Source organism: Mycobacterium sp. E2327, assembly GCF_001672675.1.
Classification (GTDB): Bacteria; Actinomycetota; Actinomycetes; order Mycobacteriales; family Mycobacteriaceae; genus Mycobacterium.
On record NZ_LZKE01000155.1, the window covers coordinates 1 to 26,749 of the forward strand.

Annotated in this window: 15 protein-coding genes; 9 read left to right on the forward strand and 6 right to left on the reverse strand. The window is 68.8% G+C overall.

Annotated features, from left to right (window positions below; genetic code table 11):
* A partial coding sequence (locus A5712_RS18455; RefSeq protein WP_197519434.1) for an alpha-E domain-containing protein occupies nt 1-216 on the reverse strand: 216 nt, incomplete at its 3' end.
* Nucleotides 216-1,928 carry a circularly permuted type 2 ATP-grasp protein gene (locus A5712_RS18460; protein WP_068107878.1) on the reverse strand — a complete coding sequence of 571 codons (1,713 nt, stop codon included), beginning with the start codon at nt 1,926-1,928 and terminating at the stop codon, nt 216-218. The genes A5712_RS18455 and A5712_RS18460, both read right to left, overlap by 1 nt.
* Nucleotides 1,929-2,073: 145 nt before the next feature.
* On the opposite strand from A5712_RS18460, the gene rpsT reads away from it, so the two are divergent.
* Nucleotides 2,074-2,334, forward strand: a complete 261-nt coding sequence (rpsT, locus tag A5712_RS18465) for a 30S ribosomal protein S20 (protein WP_068107880.1) — start codon at nt 2,074-2,076, stop codon at nt 2,332-2,334.
* 23 nt (nt 2,335-2,357) lie between these two features.
* Here rpsT and holA read toward each other — a convergent pair whose 3' ends face one another.
* The 3 genes from holA to A5712_RS18480 are packed head-to-tail and all read right to left on the reverse strand — an operon-like array spanning nt 2,358 to nt 5,772.
* Nucleotides 2,358-3,308, reverse strand: a complete 951-nt coding sequence (holA, locus tag A5712_RS18470) for a DNA polymerase III subunit delta (RefSeq protein ID WP_156766627.1) — start codon at nt 3,306-3,308, stop codon at nt 2,358-2,360.
* A 44-nt stretch (nt 3,309-3,352) separates the two neighbouring features.
* Nucleotides 3,353-4,879, reverse strand: a complete 1,527-nt coding sequence (locus tag A5712_RS18475) for a ComEC/Rec2 family competence protein (RefSeq protein ID WP_068107927.1) — start codon at nt 4,877-4,879, stop codon at nt 3,353-3,355.
* A gap of 35 nt (nt 4,880-4,914) precedes the next feature.
* The gene (locus A5712_RS18480) at nt 4,915-5,772 is read right to left on the reverse strand and encodes a ComEA family DNA-binding protein (protein WP_068107884.1); all 858 of its coding nucleotides are present in this window, start codon (nt 5,770-5,772) and stop codon (nt 4,915-4,917) included.
* 136 nt (nt 5,773-5,908) lie between these two features.
* On the opposite strand from A5712_RS18480, the gene A5712_RS18485 reads away from it, so the two are divergent.
* From A5712_RS18485 to A5712_RS18505, 5 genes are all read left to right on the forward strand, one after another.
* Nucleotides 5,909-6,319: a phage holin family protein gene (locus A5712_RS18485; protein WP_068107887.1), complete on the forward strand. Its 411-nt coding sequence runs from the start codon at nt 5,909-5,911 to the stop codon at nt 6,317-6,319.
* Nucleotides 6,306-6,539, forward strand: coding sequence for a DUF3618 domain-containing protein (locus A5712_RS18490; protein ID WP_068107889.1), 234 nt, complete (start codon nt 6,306-6,308; stop codon nt 6,537-6,539). The genes A5712_RS18485 and A5712_RS18490 overlap by 14 nt, the downstream gene beginning before the upstream one ends.
* 138 nt (nt 6,540-6,677) lie before the next feature.
* Nucleotides 6,678-7,838, forward strand: a complete 1,161-nt coding sequence (locus A5712_RS18495) for an acyl-CoA dehydrogenase family protein (RefSeq protein WP_068107891.1) — start codon at nt 6,678-6,680, stop codon at nt 7,836-7,838.
* A 7-nt stretch (nt 7,839-7,845) separates the two neighbouring features.
* Nucleotides 7,846-8,952 carry an acyl-CoA dehydrogenase family protein gene (locus A5712_RS18500; protein WP_068107893.1) on the forward strand — a complete coding sequence of 369 codons (1,107 nt, stop codon included), beginning with the start codon at nt 7,846-7,848 and terminating at the stop codon, nt 8,950-8,952.
* Between the two features lie 3 nt (nt 8,953-8,955).
* Nucleotides 8,956-9,387: a PPOX class F420-dependent oxidoreductase gene (locus tag A5712_RS18505; RefSeq protein ID WP_068107895.1), complete on the forward strand. Its 432-nt coding sequence runs from the start codon at nt 8,956-8,958 to the stop codon at nt 9,385-9,387.
* A gap of 12 nt (nt 9,388-9,399) precedes the next feature.
* On the opposite strand, the gene A5712_RS18510 is transcribed toward A5712_RS18505, so the two are convergent.
* Nucleotides 9,400-20,577 carry a type I polyketide synthase gene (locus tag A5712_RS18510; protein WP_082973512.1) on the reverse strand — a complete coding sequence of 3,726 codons (11,178 nt, stop codon included), beginning with the start codon at nt 20,575-20,577 and terminating at the stop codon, nt 9,400-9,402.
* A gap of 453 nt (nt 20,578-21,030) precedes the next feature.
* Between A5712_RS18510 and A5712_RS18515 the strand changes: the two genes are divergently transcribed.
* From A5712_RS18515 to pe, 3 genes are all read left to right on the forward strand, one after another.
* Complete coding sequence (locus tag A5712_RS18515) at nt 21,031-22,452, forward strand: condensation domain-containing protein (RefSeq protein WP_068107929.1); 1,422 nt, start codon at nt 21,031-21,033, stop codon at nt 22,450-22,452.
* A 75-nt stretch (nt 22,453-22,527) separates the two neighbouring features.
* Nucleotides 22,528-25,551 (forward strand): RND family transporter, encoded by a 3,024-nt coding sequence (locus tag A5712_RS18520; RefSeq protein WP_068107897.1) that lies wholly within the window; start codon nt 22,528-22,530, stop codon nt 25,549-25,551.
* 53 nt (nt 25,552-25,604) lie between these two features.
* Nucleotides 25,605-26,735 (forward strand): acyltransferase PE, encoded by a 1,131-nt coding sequence (gene pe, locus A5712_RS18525; RefSeq protein ID WP_068107899.1) that lies wholly within the window; start codon nt 25,605-25,607, stop codon nt 26,733-26,735.
* Nucleotides 26,736-26,749: the final 14 nt, after the last annotated feature.

A 26,749-nucleotide genomic window follows, 5' to 3' on the forward strand; every position in this document is an offset into this window, starting at 1 on the left:
GAAGGCCACCAGGTCGGTCAACGACCACACGTCGAGGTCGTGATCCGGTGGGTCGATGCCGAGGACCCGCAGCAGCAGCCGGGATGCCTGGTCCGGGTCGACGCTGGAATCCTCGAGCAGCTGGTGCAGCGCGACGTCCAGGATTCGTGCGGTGTCGTCGGCGCGCTCGACGTAGCGACCGATCCAGTAGAGCGCCTCGGCGTTGCGGGCCAGCATCAGAGCATCCTCTGCTGTTGCTGTTGCTGCTGCTGGGGCTGCTCGTCGGCCGCCCCGTTGGGCTGCGCCTGCTGCTGCGACAGCCGTGGCGAACCGTCGAGCACCGGATCCGGGATGGACTTCGGCAACGACCGCACCACCTCCGCGGCGCCCAGCTCTCGGGCGCCGGCCGCGGCGCGCGGCGCCAACACCCAGGTGTCCTTGGACCCGCCGCCCTGGCTGGAGTTGACCACCCGCGAGCCCTCGACCAGGGCCACCCGCGTCAATCCGCCCGGCAGCACCCACACGTCGTCGCCGTCGTTGACCGCGAACGGCCGCAGGTCGACGTAGCGGGGCGCCAGCGAGCTGCCGATCTGCGTCGGCACGGTTGACAGCTCCATCATCGGCTGCGCGATCCAGCTCCGCGGATCGTCGCGGATCTTCTTGGCGACGGCGGCCAACTCTTTGTCGGACGCCTCCGGGCCGAACACGATGCCGTAGCCGCCGGACCCTTCGACCGGCTTGAGCACCAATTCGTCGATGCGGTCGAGGACCTCTTCGCGCTCGTCGTCCAGCCAGCATCGGTACGTCTCGACGTTGGCCAGCAGGGGCTTCTCGCCCAGGTAGTACTCGATCATGGTCGGCACGTAGGTGTAGACGAGCTTGTCGTCGCCCACGCCGTTGCCGATCGCGCTGGAGATGACGACGTTGCCGGCGCGGGCGGCGTTGACCAGGCCGGCCACCCCGAGCACCGAGTCGGCGCGGAACTGCAGCGGGTCCAGGAACGTGTCGTCGATGCGCCGGTAGATGACGTCGACCTGGCGCTCGCCCTCGGTGGTGCGCATGTACACCTGGTTGTCTCGGCAGAACAGGTCGCGGCCCTCGACGAGCTCGACGCCCATCTGGCGGGCCAGCAGCGAATGCTCGAAGTAGGCCGAGTTCGCCACGCCCGGGGTCAGGACGACGACGGTGGGATCGGCCTCGTTGGTGGCCGCGGAATTGCGCAGCGCGCGGAGCAGGTGCGAGGAGTAGTCGTCGACCGCGCGCACCCGGTGGGTGGCGAACAGGTTGGGGAAGACCCGCGCCATGGTGCGCCGGTTCTCCATCACGTACGACACCCCCGAAGGCGAGCGCAGGTTGTCCTCCAGGACGCGGAAATTGCCCTTCTCGTCGCGGATCAGGTCGATGCCGGCGACGTGGATCCGCACCCCGTTGGGCGGGACGATGCCGAAGGCCTCCCGGTGAAAGTGCTCGCAGGAGGTGATCAGGCGGCGCGGAATGATGTCGTCGTTCAGGATTTCCTGATCGCCGTAGATGTCGTCGAGGTACATCTCGAGCGCCTTGACCCGCTGGGTGATGCCGCGCTCCAACCGGCTCCACTCGGCCGCCGAGATGACGCGCGGCACCAGGTCGAGCGGGAACGGCCGCTCCTGACCCGACAACGAGAACGTGATGCCTTGGTCGATGAACGCGCGGCCCAGCGCCTCGGCGCGGGCCTTCAGCTCGGACGCGTCGGACGGCGCCAGCTCGGCGTAGATGCCCTTGTACGGGCCGCGGACCGTGCCCTGGGCGTCGAACATCTCGTCGAAGGCCTTGGAGTAGACGTCGGCGTACGAGTCCGACGCGGTGTAGCCGCGGAAGATGCGTTCGGAGCGCGCATCCGGCCGCGCCACGGCGCCGCGCGATCCCCGCCTGGTGTCCTCAAGCTGGCTCGGAAGACTCACTTTAGAGATGGTGCCTCACATCGGCGTTGTAGCTGGCCACGGGTTCCCCTTTTGGGAAAAAACGTAACCGACTGCTAACCTGGGCAGTCGCTATTGGGTGTGGGGCGCCCCCCGAGAAGCACCGCAATCACCGATTCGAAGAAGGAACTCACGCGTGGCCAACATCAAGTCGCAGCAGAAGCGCATCAAGACCAACGAGCGCGCCCGGCTGCGCAACAAGTCGGTGAAGTCCTCGCTGCGTACCGCCGTCCGCGCGTTCCGGGAGGCCGCCGAGGGCGGCGACAAAGAGAAGGCCGCGGAGTTGCTGGTCTCGACCAACCGCAAGCTGGACAAGGCGGCCAGCAAGGGCGTGATCCACAAGAACCAGGCCGCGAACAAGAAGTCGGCGCTGGCGCGGGCGCTCAACAAGATCTGAGCACCCGAGCTTCTCGGGGCCCGTCAGCGGCCCCGGTCGGCCACCAATTCGGCAACCTGCCGGACCGCCGATTCCAGCGCGTAGTCCGCGTCGGCGACGGCCCCCTTCACGTTGGCGTTTAGCTCCGCCACGACTTTCATCGCGGCCGCAACCGTTTCGCGCGTCCAGCGCCGGGCCTGCTTCTGGGCCTTCTGCACACGCCAGGGCGGCATGCCCAGCTGCGACGCCAGGCGGTACGGGTCGCCGGATAGCGGTCCCACCCGGCCGATGGTGTGCACGGCCTCAGCCAGCGCGTCCGCCAGCACCACCAGCGGCTCGCCGCGCATCATCGCCCACCGCAGCGCCTCGGTGGCCCCCGCGACGTCGCCCGCCACCGCCTTGTCGGCGATGTCGAAGCCCTTCACCTCCGCCTTCCCGCTGTGATAGCGGCGCACCGCGGCGGCATCGACATGACCGGCGGTGTCGGCGACCAGCTGTGAGCACGCGGCGGCCAGCTCGCGCACGTCGGACCCGACGGCGTCGAGCAGCGCCGTCACCGTCTCCTCGTCGACCTTGACCCGCAGCGCGCGGAACTCCTTGCGGATGAAGTCGACGCGTTCGCTGAGCTTGGCGATCCGCGCGCAGGGATGCACCTCGGCGCCCAGCGACTGCAGCTCGGTGGCGAGCGCCTTGGCGCGCCCGCCGCCCGAGTGCACCACCACCAGCACCGTGCCGGCCGGCACGTCGGCGGCCGCCGCGGCGATGACCGCGGCCGCGTCCTTGCCGGCCTCGGCGGCTGCCTCCAGCACCACGATGCGCTCGTCGGCGAACAGCGACGGGCTGAGCAGCTCGGCGAGCTCGTAGGTGCCGACGTCGCCGGCCCGCATCCGGCTCACCGGGACGTCGTCGGTGCCGGCGCGCTCGCGCGCCGACCGCAGCACGTCGGCCACGGCCCGCTCGACCAGCAGCTCCTCGTCCCCCAGCACCAGGTGCAGGTGCGTAACCTCGCTCACCCCCCGATGGTGTCACGGGCCACCGACTAACCGGCGAGCGCTCCCGACACCGACCAGGCCAGCGCGCACACGGCCGCCGCTCCCCCGGCCCATCCGAGCGCCCGGCGACACCAGCGCCAGCGCCACACCAGCCTGCCCACCACAACCATCGCTACGGTGGCCGAGGCGACCAGCACCACACCGGGCGCACCGGCCGGAACCGGTAGCGTCGCCGCGGGCACGCCGGCCGACCACCTCGCCACGTTCACGACCCACCACAGTTCCGGGCCGGTGAAACGGATCAACAGCTGTGCGCCGGCAGGCCACGCGACACACAGCAGGGCCGCCGCGCTGCCCAGCACGGTGATCGGCGCGATCACCGGCGCGACCGCGAGGTTGGCGGCCACGGCGACCAGGCTGACGCGGCCCGAGATGCCGGCGACCAGCGGGGCGGTCACCACGTGCGCGGCGCAGGCGACGGCGAGCGCATCCGCCAGCGGCTTGGGCCAGCCGCTGCCGACCAGGCGCCGCGACCACACCGGCGCGATCAGGATCAGCGCGGCCGTCGCCAGCACCGACAGCGCAAAGCCCACGTCGACGGCGAGGTGCGGGGCGACCGCCAGCAGGATCAGCACCGCGGCGGACAGGGCCGGAATCGCCTGTCGCCGACGCGACGACAGCACCCCCGTCAGCGCGATGGCGGCCATCACGGCGGCCCGCAGCACGCTTGCCGTCGGCTGCACCACGATGACGAACGCCACCAGCGCCACCGCGGCGAGGGCGACGGCGGCGCGCGGCCCGATCAACCGGGCCGAGAACAGCACCGCCCCGCACACGATCGTGACGTTGGCCCCCGACACCGCGGTCAGGTGCGTCATGCCGGCCGTGCGAAAGTCGCGGCTGGTCTGGCCGGTGACCGCCGAGGTATCGCCGAGAACCAGGGCGGGCAGCATCGCGGCCTGGTCCGCCATCAGGGTCTCGCGGGCGGTGGCGGCAAACCGGCCGCGCACGGCCTCGGCGGCGCGCTGCACCGCCCCGGCGGTGCCCATGGTCGGGCGGCCCGACGCGTTGAGCACCGCGACGGTCAGGTCATGGCGGCGCGGACGGCTGATCCGCGCGGTGAACCGCACCGGCCGCCCCACGGTGAGGTCACCGAAGTCCGACGCCCGGGCGAAGACCACCACTCGACCGGACATCCTGTCGTCGCGCAGGCGCTGCAGGGTGGCGCGAAACATCAGTCGGCCCGGCCCGAGGGGCAACGGGCTCTCGGTGGGACTGACCGTCACCGGGGCGGCCGTGCCGAACGCCGCGGTGATCGGGTGGCGAGCGACCGCGTCGCTGCGCAGCGCGATCGCCAGCCCAAACCCCGCACCCACCACGCCGACCGCCACCAGGCCGGCGCCGACCGTCCGCAACCGGGGGGCCCGGGCCGGCCCGAGCGACGCCTGGCAGGCCAGGGCCGCCCCCACGCCGAGCAGCACGACACAACACGCCGCGACCACCCGTCCGACCGGCCAGCAGATACCGGCGGCGGTGACCAGCCAGCCGGTCAGCGCGGCCGGGACCAGCCGCACATCGACGGGTGCGGACGCCGGGTCGCGCACCGCGGTCAGACACGGACCAGTGGGCGCAGTTTCTCCAGCCGCGCCGGGCCGATGCCGTCGACGTCGGCGAGCTGGTCGACGCTGGTGAATTTCCCGTTCGCCTGCCGCCACGCGACGATCGCCGCGGCCGTGACCGGCCCGACCCCGGGCAGCGCGTCCAACTGCTCCTGGGTCGCGGTATTGAGGTCGAGCGCCTCACCGGCCTTCGGCTTCACCGTCCCCGAGACCGGCCCCGGCGTCCCGGAGGCCGCCGACGTCCCGGCGGACACCGAGCTGCCAAGCGCCGTCCGCTGCCCCGCGACGGGAGCGAGCCCGACCACGATCTGCTCGCCGTCGCCGACCGGCCGGGCCATGTTCAACCCGATGGTGTCGGCGCCGTTCACCGGTCCCCCGGCGGCCTGCAGGGCGTCGGCGATACGGGCGCCGGGCGCCAGGGTGACCAGCCCGGGGGTGTGCACCAGCCCGACCACGCTGACCACCACCGGCCGGTCGGAAGCGGGCGGCTCGGCACCCGGGTTCGCCGACGACCTGGGGCTCGCGGTCGCGGCCTTCTCCACCGGCGGCAGCTTGGCCGACATCACGGGCGCCGGCCGGTCGCGCACCAGGGTGAACACCGTCACCAGCACCGCGAGGGCGGCCACCACCGCCAACGCGATGGCCCCGGCGCGGCCCGGGTCGGCGCGCATCTTCGCCACCCAACTTCGGCGATCGGCGGCGTCGGGAAGCCAGCGCGGCAACAGCGAGTTCGGGTCCTCTGATTCGCCCGAGTCCGGGGACTGTTCGTCCGGCGCGTCGGCGGGATCGGTGTCGGGGTCGGCGCCGAGGCGTCGCTGTAGCCGCTCGGCGGGCAGTTCTGTTCGCATGCGCCGACCGTAGGCGCGCCGACCGTCACCACGGCCGCGCGCGACTTCGCCGCGGAACCGGGATGTGGACGAATCTGAGGCTGTGCAAAAGACGATGCCGGGTTTGGCGTGCGCATGCGGGGGTAGCCAGCCGCCTATGAACCCGGAGGCAAAGCCGACGCCGGACGCGTCGATCGGCGAGCTGATGAGTCAGCTTTCGTCGCAGCTGTCACGGCTAGTTCGCGACGAAATGCAGTTGGCGCAGAAGGAAATCGAGCGATCGGCGAAACGCGCGGGCATTGGCGCGGGACTGTTCGGCGTGGCCGGAATACTTGGGTTAGCGGGCCTGGCCAGCCTGATCGCGGCGAGTATTGCCGCGGTGTCGCTGGCAGTGCCGGTGTGGGCAGCCGCCCTGATCGTCGGCGCGGCGCTGTTCGCCGCGGCCGGGGCGGCGGCGCTGCTCAGTAAGCACCAAGCCGAAGACGTCGCCCCGGCGGCACCCTTCACCGTCGCCAACATCAAAAAAGACGTCCAGAAAGTGAAGGACGCCCGCCATGACCGGAGCTGAACGGCCGCGGGGTCCCGGAACCCCACCGGTTGGGCCCGACGCCAGCATCCACGAACTGCAGGCCGACATCGAGCAGACCCGCGAGCAACTCGGCGCTACCGTCGAAGCGATCGCCGGCAAGGCCGATAGGATCCGGTCCGCTGCGCCACGCCTGGCGATAGCGGCCGTCCTCGGCGCTGCCACGATCATCGGCTTGGCCTGGTGGCGCCGCCGGCGATGAACGCCCAGCGGTGACTGAGTGGCGCCCGCGCCCCCCGATTAACGTGCAACGGCGTTGTGCGCCTAACCTGCAGGACGAGACTGCCGGTCAGACGCTGAGGATTCACCATCCGGTGGTCGCTCGACAAAGGAGGCTGCCATGCAACTGGCGCTCACACCGGAGGAAGCCGCGTTCCGCGACGAGCTTCGCACCTTCTACACCACCCAGATACCCCAAGAGCTGCGGGACCGGGTACGCGAGGGCGCGGCGTCGGTGCGCCGCGAAGACATCGTCACCAGCCACAAGATCCTGCACGAGCACGGTCTGGCGGTCCCGAGTTGGCCCGTCGAATGGGGCGGCAAGGACTGGACGCCCACCCAGCACCAGATCTGGGCCGACGAAATGCAACTGGCGTGCGTGCCCGAGCCGCTGAACTTCAACACCAAGATGGTCGGCCCGGTGATCGCCGAATTCGGTTCCGAGGAGATCAAACAACGCTTCCTGCCGCCGACGGCCAGCCTCGACATCTGGTGGTGCCAGGGCTTCTCCGAGCCCGAGGCCGGCTCCGACCTGGCGTCGCTGCGCACCACCGCGGTCCGGGACGGCGACCACTACATCGTCAACGGCCAGAAGACCTGGACAACGCTCGGCCAGTACGCGGACTGGATCTTCTGCCTGGTGCGCACCGACCCGCAGGCGCCCAAGCGGCAGGCCGGAATCTCGTTTCTGCTCTTCGACATGAAGACGCCGGGCATCACCCTGCGGCCGATCAAGACGATCGACGGCGGCCAGGAGATCAACGAATTGTTCTTCTCCGACGTCCGGGTCCCCGCCGATCAGCTTGTCGGACAAGAGAATCAGGGCTGGACGTACGCGAAGTTCCTACTCGGCAACGAACGCACCGGCATCGCCGGCGTGGGACGCACCAAAGTGCGCCTCGCCGAGGTGAAAAAACACGCCGCCGAAACCGGGATGCTCAACGATCCCCTGTTCGCGGCCCGACTCGCCGAGGCCGAAAACGAGGTCCTGGCACTGGAACTCACGCAATCGCGGGTGGTGTCGGACTCCGCGGACGGCCAGCCCAACCCGGCGTCGTCGGTGCTCAAGCTGCGCGGCAGTCAACTGCAGCAGGTCGCGACCGAGCTGCTGGTCGAGGTCGCCGGCCCGGACGCGCTGCCGGCCGACGGGGAAGACATTTCATCACCCTCGTGGGCGCAACACAGCGCGCCGCACTACCTCAACTACCGCAAGACGACGATCTACGGCGGCAGCAGCGAGGTACAGCGCAATATCATCGCGTCCACCATTCTCGGATTGTGAGGCAGCCATGGACTTTCAATTGACCGACGAGCAGTCCCTGCTGCGCGACACCACCCGCGACCTGCTTTCGCGCACGTACGACCCGGAAAGCCGCAACAAGGTCATCGGGTCCGACCTCGGCTGGAGCCGCGACGTGTGGAGTCAGCTCGCCGACACCGGGATCCTCGGCCTCGGGTTCGAGCCGGACGAGGCCGGCCAGATCGAGATCATGGTGGTGCTCACCGAGGTCGGGCGCCGGTTGGCCCCCGAACCCGTCCTGCACGCCGCGCTCGCGCCGGGTGCGCTAATCGCCGAGCTGGGCAGCGACGCCCAGAAGCAACAGCTCGACGAGGTCGCGGCCGGCCAACACCTGCTGGCCTTCGCCCACCTGGAACCGGGGCACCGCGCGCCGTCGGCCACGGTCACCACTGCCGCTGCGCGGCAAGGTGATTCGTGGACGTTGAGCGGACGCAAGAACCCCGTGCTGGCCGGCGACTGCGCAGACGCGTTGGTGGTCAGCGCCGCGTTGCCCGACGGCGGCACCGGCCTGTTCCTCGTCGACGCGGATTCGGTCACCCGGCAGCCTTACCGGACCTTCGACGGACAGCGCGGCGCCCAGGTCGATCTCGACGGCGCCGCCGCCGAACCGCTTGGCGAAGGCGGGGATGCCTCGCTCGCCATCCGCAACGCCATCATCCGGATCCAGTCGGCGTTGTGCTCCGAAGCCGTCGGGGCCATGGAGGAAGCGCTTCGCCTGACCACCGACTACCTCAAGACCCGCAAGCAGTTCGGCGTCACGCTCAACAAGTTCCAGGCACTCACCCAGCGGGCCGCCGACATGTATGTGTCGCTGGAAGTGGCTCGCAGCATGAGCTTCTACGCCGCGATGTCGATCGCCGACGGCAACCTCGATCCGCTGATCGCGTCGCGCGCCAAGGTGCAGATCGGCCGGTCGGGGCGCCACATCGCACAGGAATCGATCCAGATGCACGGCGGAATCGGCGTCACCGCCGAATATCCCGTCAGCCACTACGCGGCCCGGCTCACCGCGATCGAACACACGCTGGGCACCTCGAGCGACCACCTGCACAACCTGATCGACCATCTCGGCGACTACGACCTCGCCCGGCTGTAGCGCATGGCCGAATCCGCGGAACTCTCCGACCGGGTCGTTGAGTTCCTGTCGGCCGGCACCCGCACCGGAATGTTCGGCTACGTCGCCGCCGACGGGCGGCCGCTGGTCGCGCCGGTTTGGTTTGTAGTCGATGACGGCCAACTGGCGTTCACCACCGGCCGGGACACCTCGAAAGGCCGTGCGCTGGCCAGGGATTCGCGGGTCGTGATCTGTGTCGACGATCCGTATCCGCCGTATTCGTTCGTCCAGGTGCAGGGCCTGGCGTCGGTGAGCGAGGATCAGCCGGACCTGCTCGACGTCGCGACGCGCACCGGCGCGCGCTACATGGGCGCCGACCGCGCCGACGAGTTCGGCCGCCGCAACGCCGTCCCCGGCGAACTGGTGGTGCGGGTGCGCCCCACCAAGGTCATCACCGGGTTCGATATCGCCGACTGACGCGCCGGGGTATCAACTCGGCTCTGGACCCGCAGCGGATTCCTGGCTCGTCGCAACGGGTTCCGGGCTCGGCTCCGCCGCAGCCGATCCGGCCTCCTCCGCGGGCGCTTCCGCCTCCTGCGGGGCCGGGGCCGGCTCCGATTCCGCATCCGGTAGCTGGCTTGCCAGGTACTCGGCGAGCCCGCCGATCGTCGGATAGTCGAATACCGCGGTGGCGTTGATCGTGAATGCCCCGCCGAACTGGCTGTAGAGCCGGTTGCGCAATTCCACCGCCATCAACGAATCCGTACCCAGGTCCAGGAACCGGCTGGTCGCGGCCGGCGGTTGCGCGAGCCTCAGGAAGCCCTGCACTTCGCGCTGCAGGAATTCGGTGATGAAGCCGGCGCGCTGGGCCACCGGTATCTCCTGCAGTTGCCGGAGCAACTCGCTGTCGCCGGTCGGCTCCGTGACGGCACTCGGCAACACCAGGTCGAGAATCGGCGGGCGGGTACTGCCCAGCAGCTTGGCGGCGCGCTGCCAGTTGGCCTTGATCACCGTCGCCTGCGCGGTCCCGCTGGCGACGGCCTCGGCGAGCGCGTTGAGGGCGGCCGCGGGTTCCAGCGGAATCAGGCCTTGCGCACCGAGATTGGCGCGCGCGGCCTCCGAAGACGCCATGCCGCCCTTGCCCCAGGGACCAAGGTTGACGCCGGTCGCCGGCAAGCCGTGCGCCCTTCGCTGCGCCATCAGCCCGTCGAGCAGCGCGTTGGCGGTCGAGTAGTTGGCCTGGCCGGGTGAGCCGAGCAGGCTGGCCACCGAGGAGGACACGATGAAGAAGTCGAGATCGTCTTCTCGCGTCAACCTGTCCAAGTAGCTGGCGCCGAAAGCCTTGGGCGCCAACGTTGTCCGGAAACGCTCGAGGCTCTGCTGGGATAGCAACGCGTCGTCGAGCACGCCCGCCAGATGGGCCACCCCCGCCAGCGGCGGCAACTCAGCCCGGATCCGCTCCAGCAGCTTTTCGACTTGCGCCTCGTCGCCGACGTCGGCCGCGAAGGTGTGCACGCGGCAGTGGTAGCGCTCGATGATCTCCTCGATCGCCCGTTGCGCGTCCGCATCGGGTGCGCGCCGGCTGGTCAACACGATGTCATCGGCGCCCAGCTGGGCCAGATAGGCCGCCAGGTGCAGGCCGATCGCCCCGAGTCCACCGGTGATCAGGTAGCTCCGATCGCCGCGCGGCTGCAGCGGTTTCGGCATTTGCAGCACGATCTTGCCGATGTGCCGGGCCTGCTGCATGCGGCGGAACGCCGTCCGCGCCTCGGTCAGCGGGTAGATCTCGGCGGGCAATGGCGCCCACTCGCCGCCGGCCAGCCCCTCCGACACCTCCGCCAGCAGGCCACGGATGCGTTCGGGCTCCTGGAACGTGACCGTGTCCAGCGCGACGATCTCGTAGGCGATGTCGGGACGGGCGGCCGCCATCTGCTCGGGGGTCCAGATGTCGCGCTTGGCGATCTCGGCGAAGCGGCCATTCTGCGCGGTGGCCCGCACGGTCGCTTCGACAAAACCCTCGTTGGTCAGGCTGTTGAGCACCACGTCGACGCCGGCGCCGCCGGTGTCGGCCAGGATCTGGTCCGCGAAATCCGTGCTGCGCGAGTCGTAGACGTGTTCCACACCCAGCTTGCGCAGCGTCGCGCGCTTGTACGTGCTGGCGGTGGCGAACACGATCGCGCCGTGCTGCTGCGCCATCTGGATGGCGGCCAGACCGACACCGCCGCTGGCGGCGTGGATGAGCACGCGGTCACCGGGCTGAAGCTGCGCCCAGTCGAACGCGAGCCGGGCCGTCAGCGCCGCAGCGGGGATCGTCGCCGCGTCCACCGCGCTCAGCCCGTCCGGAGTCGGCGCCAGCAGCTGGGCCGGCACGTTGAACCGGCTGGCGAACGCCCCCTGCATGAAGCCGAAAACGCGTTGGCCGACCTCGAGTCCGGTGACGCCGCCGCCCAATTGGGTGACCACGCCGGCGAAGTCGCCGCCGATCGGACCCGGATCGCCCGGGTAGAGGCCCAGCACGTTGAGCACGTCCCGGAAATTCAACCCCGCGGCCTCCACGCGGACCTGGACGTAGCCGTCGCCCGGCGGCGGCACTTCCGCCTCAGTCAGGCGCAGGTTGTCGATCGCGCCGCGCTCGGTGGGCGCCAGGACATAATCGGTTGACCGCGGCAACGCGAGGTGACCGCTGCGCGACCACTGCAGCAACCGGGACGCCAGGAACTTGCCTTGCCGCACAGCGAGTTCGGGCTCCTCGATCGATGCGCCGAGCAGACCCGCCAGCGAGCGCACGGCCTGCTCCGACCCGTCGCAATCGACCAGCCTGCAGCGCAGGGCCGGTTCCTCGTTGACGATGGTGCGCCCGAGCCCCCACAGCGACGCCTGCACCGGGTCGACCGGCTCGCCGGACTCGGTCGCGACGGCGCGCTCGGTGATGATCCACAGCCCGTTGGGTAGTTTGAGCTTCCCGTCGGCCTGTACCGCGTGCACGACACTGAGCAACTGGGCGATCCCGGCCTCGAGGCGCGCGGCGGCTCGCGCGTCCGACTCCCCCACGCTCGGTCCGGCGCTGCGCCAGACGATCCCGGAGAACGGCATGCCGCGCTCCTTGGCCTGCGCCAACAGCTGCCCCACGGGTTCCGGATCGGTGGCCGGATCAAACGCGATGCAGCCCGGCAGCTCGGCCGCGAGTTGATCGAAGCCGGCGACCAGCCAGGTGCCGTTCAGCTGCCCGGGCCCCTCGGCGTCACCGCTCGACGGCGGGGCCGGCACCTCGTGCCAGCCGAGGGTGTACAGCAGCCGGGTGGCGTCGCCGCCCAGCCCGCGCAACAACGCCTCCCGGGGCGCGCGCTTGACGGTGAACTCGCGAATCCCGCCGAGGCGGCGGCCGTCGCGATCGACGAAGTCGAGATCGAACACCTGGGTTTCGCTGTCCAGGCCGCTGGTGTGCCACTTCGCGCGGCAGTAAAACCGCCGCGGCATCTTCTCCCGCAGCTCGACCTGCCCGTATCGCAACGGCAAGAACAGGTCGGAGACTCCCTGTTCGGCCGCCAGCAGCGCCGGGAACGCCGGGAACGCGACGCCGGTGCACAGGTCCATCAGCACCGGATGCATCGGCTCGGTTCCGAGATGTTCGGCCAGTTCCTCGCCGACGGTGATGTCACCGATCGCCTCGCCCTCACCGAGCCACAGCGACTTCAGCGAACCGGACCAGTTGGGCCCCCAGGCCAGTTCCATGTCGGCGAAAGTCTCGAACAGCTGCTGCGGGCGCATGCGGTTCATCCGCTCGATCGCCGCGTCGATCGAATCCTCGGATTCGAGGGTTCCCGCGCCGGCATCAGCGGCATCAGCGACAGGGCTGAGTCCCGCGTTCAGGGTCCCGTCGGCGTTCAGCGACCATTCGGCATCGCTGACCCCGTAGGGGCGGCTGTGCACGCGGAAGCTCCAGCCGCCTCCGTCCTCCAGCGGGTGCAGGGTCAGCTGCACCTCGCGAGAAGCCCTCTCGGGCAAAATGATCGGCTCGTAGAAAAACACGTCCTGTACCCGCGCCGGCGGCCCGACGGCGGCCAGCGCCATGGCCGCATACGTCGCGCCCGGAACGACGACAGTGCCGTAGATGACGTGATCGGAAAGCCACGGCTGCGACTTGACGGAGAGCCGGCTCGTGTAGACGGAGTCGCCGGAGGCGAGCTCCTTTGCGCTGCCGAGGATTCCGGAAACTCCGGCGCCCGGCCCGTCGATGCCGGCGATCCCGGCGGTCTTGGGCCAGAAGTGCCGGCGCTGGAACGGATAGGTGGGCAGTTCGAGCCTGCGGCGGGGTTGACGGTGTAGCGCGGCGAACGTGGGCCGGTGGCCGCTGACGTAGGCCGCGGCCACGGCCTCGGCGATCTGGCGCCGGTCGCCGATGCCCTTGCGCAACGAGACGATCGCGCGCGGCGCGGCGAGGTGTTCCGGCCAGACCTGCACCGCGGCGCCGGTCAAAACCGGTTGCGGACCGATCTCCATCAACACCGAGCAGCCCAGCGCGGCCACGGTGCGCACGCTTTCGGCGAACTGCACGGGCTGGCGCGAATGCCGCCGCCAATACTGCGCGTCCAGCGGGGTTTCCGCCGTCAGCACGGCGCCGGTGCGGTTGCACACCAGCGGCAACGTCGGCACGGCGAACTCCAACTGCGCCGCGTACGACTCGAATTCACCGAGGACCGGTTCCAGCAGCTCCGAGTGGAACGCGTGGCTGGTTTCCAGCCAGCTGCACCGGATCCCGTCGCCACCGCACCTGGCGAAGACCTGTTCCAGGTCGTCGCCGGGTCCCGAGAGCACCGTGTTCGGGCCGTTGTAGGCGGCAACCGACACCAGGGGGAAGTCGTTGGCGATCTCCTCGACGTACTTGGCGTCGGCGAAGACCGCCACCATTCGCCCGCCGTCGGGCAGGCTGCCGAACAGCCGGCCGCGCTCGGCCATCAGCCGGGCCCCGTCCTCGAGGCTGAACACCCCGGCCACACACGCCGCCGCGTACTGGCCCACGCTGTGCCCCAGCACCACGTCGGGCTCGATGCCCCAGGACTGCCACAGCCGGGCCAGACCCATCTCGACGGCGAAAAGCGCGGGCTGCGCAAAAGAGGTGTGCCGCAGCATCTTCCCGGCCTCACCGGCCGTTTCCCGGTCCGTCGCGAACAGCACCTCCAGCAACGGGCGCGGCAGCATTCCGTCGACCGCTTCGGCGCAGCGGGTCACCGTGTCCGCGAAAACCGGCTCCGCGTCGAACAACTCGCGCGCCATCCCCGGGTACTGGCTGCCCTGCCCGGTGAACAACCACGCCGTCGTCGGCGGGTCCGTGCACTCGCCGCGCACGACTCCCGGCCGCATCCGGTTCTCGGCCAACTCGGCCAGCGCCTCCCGGGCGCCCTGAACCGAATCCACGACCAGCGCGGCCCGGTGCTCGAAATGCGAACGCCCGGCCCCGGCCGTGAAGCACACGTCGGCGATGTCGACCTTCGGGTGGGCATTCAGCCATTCCCCGTATCGCTGCACCAACGCCACCAGCGCCTCCGGTGAGCGCGCGGACAGCGGCAGCACCTCGACCGGTTCGTCCTGAGCGTCCGACTCCGCCGCCGCGGTGTCGTCGCGAAAGACGTCGCTGGTCGAGTATTCGTCGGCGGTCGCCGAGAGCGGTGGCGCCTCCTCGATCAGCACGTGCGCGTTGGTGCCGGTGAAGCCGAAGGAGCTGACGCCCGCCCGTCGCGGGTTTCCGTTGGCCTGCCACGGAATCGCCGTGTCGACGACGCGCACCGGCAGCGAATCCCACGGGATGTGCGGCGACGGCGTCTCGAAGTGCAGGCTCTGCGGCAGCATTTCGTGCTGTAGCGACAGCACGACCTTGATCAGACCGGCGACCCCCGATGCCGATTCGAGGTGGCCGATGTTGGTCTTCACCGACCCGATCAGCAGGGGCCGGTCTGCGTCCCGGGCGGCACCGAAGACGGCCCCCGCCGCCTGCACCTCGATCGGGTCACCCAGCGCGGTTCCCGTCCCATGCGCCTCCAGGTAGTCGACATCCCCGCCGGTGAGACCGGCGCGGGCCAGCGCCGAGCTGATAAGCCGTTGCTGCGCACCACCATTGGGCACCGTCAAACCACTCGACGCGCCATCCTGATTGACCGCGCTGCTGGGAATGACCGCGCAGACCCGGTCACCGTCGCGCACTGCGTCGCTCAGCCTCTTGAGCACCAGGATCCCGCAGCCTTCGCTGCGCACATAGCCGTCGGCGGAGGCGTCGAAGGTCTTGCACCGCCCGACGGGCGACAACATCCTGGCGCGTGACGCGGCGATGATGGTCACCGGACTCAGCAACACGTTCACCCCACCGGCCAACGCCAAATCGCAGTCACCGGAGTGCAATGCCTGGCAGGCCTGATGGACGGCCACCAGCGACGAGCTGCACGCGGTGTCGACCGCGACGGCCGGTCCCTCGAGTCCGAGTGCGAACGCGACCCGGCCCGAAATGGCGTTGAGCGCATTGCCGGTGATGAAGTGGGGCTCGAGCTTCTCGACCGAGCCGGCCGAGAGCAGATGCGAGTACTCGTTGGCGCCCACCCCGACGAAGATGCCGCTTCGGCTGCCGCGCAAGGCCCCCGGGGAGTAGCCGGCCCGCTCCAGGCCCTCCCACGCGGTTTCCAGCATCAGCCGCTGCTGCGGATCGATCCACACGGCCTCGCGCGGGGAAATTCCGAAGAATTCCGGGTCGAACCCGTCGATTTCGTCGATGAATCCGCCGAAGCGGCTGTAGATCTTGCCCGGAGTCTCGGGGTCCGGGTCGTAGAACTCGTCGATGTCGAAACGGTCCTCCGGAATTTCCCGGATCGCATCGACACCGCCCGCCAACAACTCCCAGAACGCTTCGGGATTCGGCGCGCCGGGAAAACGGCACGCCACCGCGACGATCGCGATGGGCTCGTCCGTGCGCGTCGGCGCCGCCGCCGCCGGTCGGGGCTTGCTCTGAGTCTGCTCGCCGATCCCGAGAACGTCGGCGAGCAGATAGTCCGCCACGTCCACCAGGCGTGGGTGGTCCATCGCCAGCGTCGCCGGTATCTCCTTGCCCACTCCTTGCTCGAGGCGCTGCCTTAATTCGATCGCCATCAGCGAATCCATGCCGAGATCGAAGAACCCGGCGTCCTCGCGGATCTCCGACGCGTCGACGCGCGTCACCTCCGCCACCGCCTCGCGCAGGTAATCGACGAGAAGCTTCTTGCGCTGCTGCACGGGTGCGTTGGTGAGCTGCTCGACCAGTCGAGTCGGCCCGGACGGCCGCGACAAGGGCAGCGCGGCAACGGAATCCGGCACCTCGCGCTCCAGCTCGGCAAGCAATGACCGCCGTCCCGCTTGCTGGTAGAGCGGCAGGAAGCGGGCCCAGTCGATCCGGGCCACAACGCCGTTGGCCACCCCGTGCGCGGCAGCAGCCGCCATGAGTTCGGCCATCCCCGCCAGCGCGTCGGTGGGGGCCAATGTCCGGACCCCACGCCGATCCAGTCGGGCACGGGCATCCGCGTCGGCCATGCCCGCCGACCAGGGGCCGAAATTGACGCTGATCGCGGGAACGCCGTGCTCGCGCAGCCGCCAGGCCTGCCCGTCCAGGAAGGCGTTGGCGGCGCCATAGGCGGTCTGACCGAACCCGCCCCACACCGAGGCGATCGACGAGGTGCTCACGAAGAAGTCCAGTTGCAGGCCGAACGTGTCCAGGGCGGCTTCGCTCAAATTCCAAGCGCCCCAAACCTTCCCGGCGAACACCCGGTCGACTTCGTCGTCGTCCAGGGCGCGCAGCGGGGTGGTGCCGATCTCGCCGGCGGCGTGGACGATGCCCGCCACCGGCGGCAGTTCGGCCTGCACGGTGGCCAACAGGCGCGCCACGTCGTGCGCATCGGCGACATCGGCCGCGATGACCCGGACTTCGCAACCGTGCTGTTCGTAGATGGCGTCGATGCGCTGTTGCGCGGCGTCATTGGGCGCGCGCCGGCCGGTCAACACCAGGTGCCGGGCGCCGTGCGCCGCCAAATAGCCGGCGATTTCCAGTCCGATCGAACCCAACCCTCCGGTCACCAGATAGGTTGCGTCGCCGCGCAGCGCCAGCGGTGCGGCGGACGGCGAGCCGGCCCGTCGAACCAGGCGGGGGACGTAGACGGCCTGATCACGCAGCGCGACTTGGTCTTCCCTGACACCCGACTCGCGCGGTGCGGCCGTCAGCCGGTCGATCAGCCGCGACCATTCGTCCGTGTCGTTTTCGCTGCCGGGCGGCAAGTCGGCCAGTCCGCCCCACACCTGCGGATGCTCCAGCGCGGCGGCGCGGCCGAATCCCCAGAGGCAGCTTTGATCCGGCGACACGGTGTCCGCGTCGGTGACCCGTTGCGCGCCACGGGTTACCACCCAGATGGGCGCGCGCAGTTCGGCGGACACCGCGGCGCGGAAGAGCCGCCGTGTTCCGCCCAGGATTCGGTGTTGCATCCGCAGCAGCGACCGCGCCGACGGTGCGGTGTCGGAATCGAGGGCCGCGACGTGCAGGACACGCACCGTCGATTCGTCGGCCTCCGCGGCGCGCAAGGCGGCCGCGAGGTGCTCCTCGTCGGCGTCGGACACCGGCAACCCGAGGATCCGGTGTTGGTGCCCACGCGAGGTCAGCAGGTCGACCAATGGCCGAACCGCTTCGGAATCGTTGCCGATGAGCAGCCACACCGATCGCCCGGCGTCGGGATCCGGAACCTTTGGGAGCTCGGCGGAGGAGATCTCCCAGCGAACCTCGTAGCGGTCATCCGCGATGGAACGGGTGTCGCGCTGTTGGTTGTGTTGTGCGGCAAGCTTTCTCAGCACATGGACCGTCTGCTGGTCGCCGCTCGTGCCGTCGAGCAGCGCCGCGAGTTCCTCGATCCGGCCGTCCTCGAGCAGCCGGACGGTTTCGCTGCTGACGGCGGCGTTCTGTTGCCGGCGCTGCCGATTGTCGCGATACCAGTACTCGCGATGCTGGAACGGGTAGGTCGGTAGGTCGAGCTTGCGCGCCGGTCCTGTGACGGCGGCGAAGTCAGGCAGGTGGCCCATGACATACGCGCCCGCGAGGGCTTCGCCGATCTGCCGGTGGTCGGCGGCGCCGCGACGCAATGAGGCGATCGCCCGCGGCACGGAGCCGGGGTCGGGCCAGGCCCGCAGGGCCGCGGCGGTGAGCACCGGTTGCGGGCCGATCTCGAGCAACACCTTGCAATTCAGCTCGGCGAGGGTGCGCACGCTCTTGGCGAATTCCACCGGTTGGCGCGCGTGGCGACGCCAGTAGGAGCCGTCGAGTCTCACGCTCCTGCCGAGCGCGGCGCCGGTGCGGTTGCACACCAAAATCCGTTGCGGCGGACTGAAATCGAACCGATTCGCATACGACTCGAAGTCATCGAGGATCGGATCCAGCAGCGACGAGTGGAAGGCGTGGCTGGTGTCCAACCAGTCGCATCGCACACCATCGGCCGCCAGCCGGGCCACCGCCTGGTCCAGATCCTGCGCGGGCCCCGAAAGCACGGTGTTGGCACCGTTGTAGGCGGCAACCGACAGGCTCGGGAATTCGTCGGTGAGGGCCTCGACCCGCTCGGCGGCGGCGAACACCGCGACCATGCGACCGCCCTCGGGCAGACTGCCGAACAGCCGGCCGCGCTCGGCCATCAGCAGCGCGCCGTCCTCCAGGCTGAACACGCCCGCCACGCAGGCCGCCGCGTATTGACCCACGCTGTGGCCCAGCACCACGTCGGGTTCGAAACCCCACGACTGCCACAGCCGGGCCAGGCCCATCTCCACCGCGAACAGGGCCGGCTGGGCGTAGGAGGTCTGCCGCAGCGTCTCTTCGCTGTCGGGGCCGTCCATGTCGAAAATCACATCCAGCAGCGGTTTTTCGAGAACGTCCGCAACCACGGCCGCGCAGCGGGTCACCGTCTCGGCGAACACCGGCTCGGCGTCGAAGAGCTCTCGGGCCATGCCCGGGTACTGGCTGCCCTGACCGGTGAACAGCCACGCGGTCTTCGGCGTGTCGTCCGACAGCCCGCGCAGCAGGCCGGGCGCCGGGCGGTCGTCCGCGAGCGCACCGAGCAGCTCGGCGGCGGACTCCTTCGAGTTGACCACCAACGCGGCGCGGTGCTCGAAGTGCGCTCGCCCCACCCCGGCGGTGAAGCAGACGTCGGTCAACGATGCTTCCGGGTGCGCGCTCAACCAGCTGCGGTATTGATCGGCGATCCGCACCAGCGCGGCCGGCGTGCGCGCCGAGAGGGGAAGCACGCTGAACCGTTGGTCGCCCGGACGGGGCGCGGCCGCGACCTGGCCCGCCTCTTCGGGCGCCTCCTCGATGATCACGTGCGCGTTGGTCCCGGCGAAGCCGAACGAGCTGACCCCCGCGATGCGTGGCCGGCCGTCGCGCTCCCAGGCGGTGGCCTCCTGCACGACCTGAACGGGCAGCCGCTCCCACGGAATGTGCGGCGACGGGTTGCGGAAATGCAGGTGCTGCGGCAGCAACTCGTGCTCTAGCGACAGGATGACCTTGATCACGCCCGCAATGCCCGCGGCGGCCTCCAGATGGCCGATGTTCGTCTTGACCGAACCGATCAACAGCGGCCGGCCGGCGTCGCGGCCCTCGCCGAACACCGCGCCCGCGGCCTGCGCCTCGATCGGATCGCCCAGCGACGTCCCGGTCCCGTGCGCCTCCAGGTATCCGACGTCGCCGGGTGCGATGCCGGCGCGCTTGCACGCCTCGGCGATAACCCTCTGCTGGGCAATGCCGTTCGGCACGGTCAAGCCGCCCGACGCACCGTCCTGGTTGATCGCGCTGCCCCGGATCACGGCCCTGATCCGGTCACCGTCTCGGATCGCGTCCTCGAGCCGCTTGACGACGATGACGCCGCAACCCTCGCCACGCACGTAGCCGTCCGCGGCCGCGTCGAAGGTCTTGCACCTGCCGTCGGGCGCGAGCATGTGCGCGCTGGAGAACGTGATCATGGTCGCCGGACTGAGTAGGACGTTAACGCCGCCGGCCAGCGCGAGGTCACACTCCCGTAAGCGGAGCGCTTGGCATGCCTGATGGATGGCCACCAGCGACGAACTGCACGCCGTGTCGACTGTGAACGACGGACCCTGCAGCCCCAACCGATAACTGATCCGGCCCGCTCCCGCAGCAGACGACGTCCCGATCGCCAGATATGCCTCAATCTCTGTGGAAGTCAGGTCGTGGGACATCATTCCGAGATAGTCGTGGGTGGACAGACCCATGAACACCCCGGTCTGGGTATTCGCCAAAGCCGTTGGCGCGGTGCCGGAATGCTCCACCGCCCGCCACGCCGTCTCCAGCAGCAGCCGATGCTGCGGGTCCAGCAACCTGACCTCGCGCGCCGACATGCCGAAGAACGGAGCGTCGAACCCGGTTACGTCATCGACGAAGCCCGCCCGACGGGTGACGACCTTGCCGGGCACGTCGGGATCCGGATCGAAGAACTCGTCGACATCCCACCGGTCCTCGGGCACCTCCGATATCGCGTCCCGGCCTTCGGCCAGCACCCGCCAGAATTCGTCCGCATCCGCCGCGCCCGGAAAACGCGCCGCGTACCCGACGATCGCGAAGCCCCCAGAAGCCGACGCCCGCTCCATCGGGTCCTCGACGGATGTCATGCGGTTGTCCTCCCCGTTTCGACCGGAAAATTTGATGCCCGCGGGCCCTTGCGGCGCCGGAGCCGTGGCTACTTCGAACCACGTCCTAGGCCGCTCACTGCACACACCCAGGACCAGAGCTGGCAGAACCCCCCCGGGTACTGCCTTACAGCGACTGTCATCGCGAATCTACACATCCGGCCCGGGTTGCCGCAGCCGAATCGCCTACGCCGACCAGTATTACAAGCGCCGGCGGGTTCCGGGCGCCGCGACGCGCAGATGTCATCATCTGTGGCTGTCGGCAAGGCTCGGCGGTGCCCTATGCACGGTGCTTTCGATGACCGGCGCCTGCCGTCCCGATGAGCAGTTGGGCGCGGATATGTGCATGTCGGGGACGGTGGCTGCCGGAGGGGCTATCTTGGGTCTCGCTACCGGCGGGGCCGAAGTGCCGCCGTGAAACTCGGGGAGAACATATTGCGCATCGGGAAAATCAGGATCGGTTCACTCGGTGACTGGACGCCGACCGTGGGATCGGTCATCTCGTGGCATCCGACGGCCGCGTCCCTGGAGAAGGCCCGCCAAGCGCCGGTGAGTTCGGTGCCGGTCAGCTACATGCAAGGCCAGCACCTTCGCAACTACCACGAGCGGACGGCCGCCGGGCTTGACTTCTCCCGGCAGATCATCGCCACTTGCGACGTACCCGGCCAGTGCGACATCGCCGCCATGAATCACGCCGTAAACGCGTACCTGCGCCGGCATGACACCTTCCGCAGCTGGTTCGAACCTGCCGAAAATGGGGAGTTCATCAGGCACAGCCTCAGCGATCCCGCCGATATTGAATTCACGCCGATCGACCACGGCACAATGACGGTTGAGGAGATTCGGGCGCATCTGGTGGCCATTCCGAATCCGTTGGAGTGGGGCTGTTTCACCTTCGGAATCGTCCGAAACGAAGGTCATTTCACTTTCTTTGTCGCCATGGATCATGTTCACGGGGACGCGACGTTGGTCGGCACGACGATGCTGGAGGCCAGCGGCATGTATGCGGCGCTGAGCGGCGGCGGTGAACCCCTTGCGCTTCCCGAGGCCGGCAGCTTCAACGATTTCTGCGCGCGCGAGCGCCAGTACGTGTCGGCGTTGACGCTGGAGTCGCCGCAGGTCCGCGCCTGGGTCGACTTCGCGGAGAACAACAACGGCGGCTTTCCCGAATTTCCGCTCCCGCTGGGTGATCCGTCGGAGCCGAGCGGCAGTGAGTTGCTATCCGAGTTCCTGATGGACCCGGAACAGACGGAGCGGTTCGAGTCGGCCTGCACGGCCGTCGGTGCGCGCTTCATCGGCGGCCTGTTCGCCTGCTTCGCCCTGGTAGAGCACGAGTTCACGGGGGCCCTCACCTATTACGGCCTCACTCCCAGGGACACCCGCAGGACCACGGACAATTTCATGACGCAGGGTTGGTTCACCGGCTTGGTTCCGATCACGGTGCCAATAGCCGCGGCCTCGTTCGCCGAGGCCGCGTGGGCGGCGCAGGCCTCCTTCGATTCGGGTCTGGACTTGGCGAAGGTGCCGTATTACCGCGTCTTGGAATTGGCGCCGTGGTTGAAGTGGCCGGAGCCGAATTTTCCGGTGTCGAACTTCCTGCATGGCGGCGCCGCGCCGCTCAATGCCGTCCTTGCCGCGGCCGACCTGGGTTATGCGAACAATCTGGGAATTTATTCCGACGGTCGTTATTCGTATCAATTGACCATTTACGTGTTTCGGTACGGCGAGGGCACGGCAATGGCGATCATGTATCCCGACAATCCCGTCGCCCTGAAATCGGCCACCCGCTACATGGAAGCAATGAAGTCCGTGTGCGCGCGGGTCGCCGACAGCGGCCATTGGGGACGCGTTGCCTAGCGTGAAGTAGTTCGATGGCTCGGAATGGGAAATAGTCTCGGAATGCGAAATAGTGCGGTTTGAGGTGAGGCCAATATGCGACGGCTAGCCGATTTTGTGGTGCGGTGGCCCTGGGCGGTGATCGGGCTCTGGGTCGCGATTGCGGTCGCCATGCCACTGACCCTCCCCTCCCTGAACGAGATGGCCCAGAAGCATCCGCTCGCGATCCTGCCCAGCGATGCGCCGTCGAACGTCACCGCGCGAAAGATGACCGAGGCGTTTCACGAATCGGCCTCGGAAGATCTCCTGTTGGTGGTCCTGACCGACGACAAGGGGCTCGGCCCCGCCGACGAGGCCGGCTACCGAAAACTGGTGGACGCCCTGCGCGCGGACCCCCGAGACGTCGTGATGCTGCAGGATTTCATCAGCACCCCACCGCTGCGCTCGGTCGTGACCAGCCAGGACCACAAGGCTTGGGTGCTGCCGGTCGGCGTGGCGGGCGAGTTGGGCACTCCCCAGTCCTACGCCGCGTTCAACCGCATTAGCGACGTCGTCAAACGCACCATGGAACAGGCCCCAACCGGGACGCATCTCACCGTGAACGTCACCGGCCCCGCGGCGACCGTCGCCGACCTCACGGTCGCGGGTAATCGGGACCGGCTGCCGATCGAGCTGGCCATCTCCGTCCTGGTGCTGATCGTCCTGCTGGTGGTGTACCGCAGCGCGGTCACCATGCTGCTGCCGCTGATCACCATCGGGTTGTCGCTGGTGATCGCGCAGGCGCTGGTGGCGGGCTACTCCCAGCTGACCGGCTCGGGCGTCTCGAACCAGTCCATCGTGTTCCTGAGCGCGATCATGGCCGGTGCCGGAACGGATTACGCCGTGTTTCTGACCAGCCGATATCACGACTACCTGCGGTCCGGCGAGGATTACGACCAGGCGGTCAAGAGAGCGATGATCTCGATCGGGAAAGTGATCACCGCGTCCGCCACCACCGTGGGGCTCACCTTCCTCCTCATCAGCTTCGCCCGGATGGGAGTGTTCGAAACGGTCGGGGTGTCCTCGGCCATCGGGATCGGCGTGGCATTCCTGGCCGCGATGACCTTGCTGCCGGCGATCCTGGTGCTCGCCGGCCCCCGCGGCTGGGTCAAGCCGCGGCGCGAGCTGACCGCCCGGTTCTGGCGGCGTTCGGGCATCCGCATCGTGCGCCGGCCGAAGGCGCACCTGGTCGCCAGCGTGTTGGTGTTGATCATCCTGGCCAGTTGCGCCGGCCTGGTGCGCTACAACTACGACGACCGCAAAGCCCTGCGGCCTTCGGCCCCGAGCTCCATCGGGTACGCCGCACTGGATCGCCACTTCCCCGTGAATCAGTCGATTCCGGAGTACATCCTCATCCAATCGCCGCATGACCTGCGCACGCCGCAGGCCCTCGCGGACTTGGAACAGATGGCCGACCGCGTCAGCCAGCTGCCGAACATCGCCGCGATCAGCGGCATCACTCGTCCCACCGGAAATGTGCCGGAGCAATTCCGAGCGACCTATCAGGCGGGCGCCATCGGCTCCTTTCTGGCCGGCGGGTCCACCCTGATCAACGAGCACACAAACGATCTCAACCGGCTGGTCGAGGGCGCCGGCACGCTGGCCGACAGCCTCGGCGACGTGCGCGGCCAGGTCAGCCAGCTCGCCGCCAGCGTGCAGGAACTGGAAAACGCCCTTTCCTCGACGAAGAACCAGTACAGCGGCGACACGCTGGTCAAAGAGGTCGACATCGCGGCCCAGCTCGTCGACCACGTCAACTCGCTCACCAACACCATGGGCTGGAACTTCTCGGCCGCCAAGAACATGTTCGCCTGGATCGGCCCGGTGCTGGCGGCGCTGCAGGGCAACCCCGTCTGCGACGCCGATGCGTCGTGCAGCGCAACCCGCGGGACGTTCGAGCAGTTGGTCGGCTCCCGCGACCAAGCGGACCTCGACGCCATCAACGACCTGTCCCACCAGCTGCAGGCCTATCCGGACAGACAGACCCTGAAGGCGTCGACGGACCGCCTGCGCACCGCGGTCGGCAAGCTCACCAACGTGCTGCGCACCATGGGGATGGATCAGCCCGGTGGCCTGCAGTCCAACCTGAACAGCCTGCAAAACGGCGCGGACCGGTTCGCGGGTGGGAGCCGGCAGGTGGCCGACGCGGTGGCCCAACTCGTCGAGCAGGTCAAGAAGCTGGGTGCCGGGCTGAGTGAGTCGGCAACGTTTTTGCTGTCGCTCAAACACGATGCGGCGCAACCGGCGATGGCCGGGTTCAATATCCCGGCGCAGCTGTTGCATCTCAAAGAGTTCCAGGAGGCCGCCAAGGTCTTCATCTCGCCGGACGGCCACTCGGTGCGGTATTTGGTTCAGACCAAGCTGAATCCGTTCAGCACCGAAGCCATGGATCAGGTCAACGCGATCACCGCGACCGCTCGGGGTGCCCAACCGAACACCAGCCTGGCGGACGCCAAGATTTCGATGGCGGGCTACACCGTCGGCCTGAAGGACACGCGCGACTACTACCAGCACGACATCCGGTTCATCATCGCGGTGACCCTCATCGTCGTGCTCCTGACCCTGATCGCGCTGCTGCGTGCGATTGTCGCGCCGCTCTATCTGGTTGCGTCCGTGGTCGTTTCGTACTTGTCGGCGGTGGGCATCGGCGTGGTGTTCTTCCAGTTCATGCTGGGCCAGCACTTGCATTGGAGCGTGCCCCCGCTGGCATTCGTGGTCCTGGTCGCGGTCGGCGCCGACTACAACATGCTGCTCGTCTCGCGAATGCGTGACGAGTCCCCGAACAGCGTGCGCTACGGCATCATCCGCACGCTGAGCTCGACGGGCGGTGTGATCACCGCCGCAGGCCTGATCTTCGCGGCCTCGATGGCCGGCCTGCTGTTCTCCAGCATCGGCACCGTGGTTCAGGGCGGTTTCGTGATCGGTGTCGGGATTTTGCTGGACACCTTCCTGGTGCGCACCATCACGGTGCCGGCCATCGCGGCGCTGTTGGGGCGGGCAAACTGGTGGCCGTCGCTACCGAACGCGCGGCGCTTCCCGCGACGGTCGCAACTCGGACGCGCCGAGCCGCAAACCGGTTAGCAGGCACACCTCATGTATGTGAAACTAGACAAGCAGAGCGGTCGGGGGCAGGGATGAACAAAACACTCGCAAGAGCTACCGCGCTGGTAACTGTTGGCGCCACAGTGTATTTCGGCGTCGGGGCGGCATCGGCCGACGACACGCCCATCGGCGGACCGCCAACACCGGGGGCCCCGGGCGACCAGACGGCGTACGCCCTCGGCGGCGCTCACGTTCTCGGCATCCCCTACGACGAGTACATCCGCCAAGAGGGCGCCCAATGGTTTCCCGGCCAGCAGCGCAAAATCATCGACTACCCGGCGGGGCAGGTTCAGGGCCACGTGCTGGGGCGGCTCTTCCCCGGAATCGGCAAGGCCGGCGACGAGATCATCCCGGGTCTGGGTCTGGACGGCCCCAGCGTCGGCGAGTCGGTCGACACGGGAGTGGACAACCTTGTTGCCGCGATCAAAAACGGCCGCCCGGGTACGGCGATCGGCCTGTCCGAGGGCGGGTTCGTGGTCGACGGCGCGCAGGCGCGGCTGGCGACTGACCCGACCGCCCCGCCGCCAAACACGCTGAACTTCGCCACATTCGGTGACCCGATCGGGCATCACGCCTTCGGTCAGAGTTTCCTGACCGCCGTGTTCCCCGTCGGCAGCACCGTTCCCGCGCTCGACTACACCATGCCGCCGACCTACGAGAGCCAGTACGACACCGACAGGTTCGTGGCCGCGTACGACTCCATCGCGGACTTCCCCGATCGGCCCGACAACTTGTTCGCCTTCGCCAACACGCTGATGGGTCTGGCCACCGGTCACACCGCGGTGGCCTTCACGAACCGGAGCATGGTGCCGCCGCAGAACATCCGAACCACGATCAACTCCCGGGGCGCGAAAGACACGACGATCATGGTGCCGGAGAAGCACCTTCCGCTGGTGATGCCGCTGAAATACATCGGGATGCCGGAGGACACGCTGAACAAACTGGACGCCATCTTGATCCCCCGGGTGAACGCGGGCTACTCGCGAAACGACGACCCGTCGACCGCCCCGGTTCAGGTGGACCCGGTGCACGGCTTCGATCCGGCGGAGGTCACCGCGCCGGCCAACCAGGCGACCTTCGGCGGCGGCGCGGACCCGTTCTCCCAGATCCTCGCCGGCGCCATGTCCGTGTTGTCGCACAGCGCACTGCAAACCGACCACTGACTCCATCGGAGTCG

Bases quoted from the DNA above. Each gene is read 5' to 3' on its own strand.
- A5712_RS18480 (WP_068107884.1), bottom strand. From the start codon at position 5,772: ATGCGAACAGAACTGCCCGCCGAGCGGCTACAGCGACGCCTCGGCGCC.
- A5712_RS18485 (WP_068107887.1), top strand. From the start codon at position 5,909: ATGAACCCGGAGGCAAAGCCGACGCCGGACGCGTCGATCGGCGAGCTG.
- A5712_RS18490 (WP_068107889.1), top strand. From the start codon at position 6,306: ATGACCGGAGCTGAACGGCCGCGGGGTCCCGGAACCCCACCGGTTGGG.
- A5712_RS18495 (WP_068107891.1), top strand. From the start codon at position 6,678: ATGCAACTGGCGCTCACACCGGAGGAAGCCGCGTTCCGCGACGAGCTT.
- A5712_RS18500 (WP_068107893.1), top strand. From the start codon at position 7,846: ATGGACTTTCAATTGACCGACGAGCAGTCCCTGCTGCGCGACACCACC.
- A5712_RS18505 (WP_068107895.1), top strand. From the start codon at position 8,956: ATGGCCGAATCCGCGGAACTCTCCGACCGGGTCGTTGAGTTCCTGTCG.
- A5712_RS18510 (WP_082973512.1), bottom strand. From the start codon at position 20,577: ATGACATCCGTCGAGGACCCGATGGAGCGGGCGTCGGCTTCTGGGGGC.
- A5712_RS18520 (WP_068107897.1), top strand. From the start codon at position 22,528: ATGCGACGGCTAGCCGATTTTGTGGTGCGGTGGCCCTGGGCGGTGATC.
- pe (WP_068107899.1), top strand. From the start codon at position 25,605: ATGAACAAAACACTCGCAAGAGCTACCGCGCTGGTAACTGTTGGCGCC.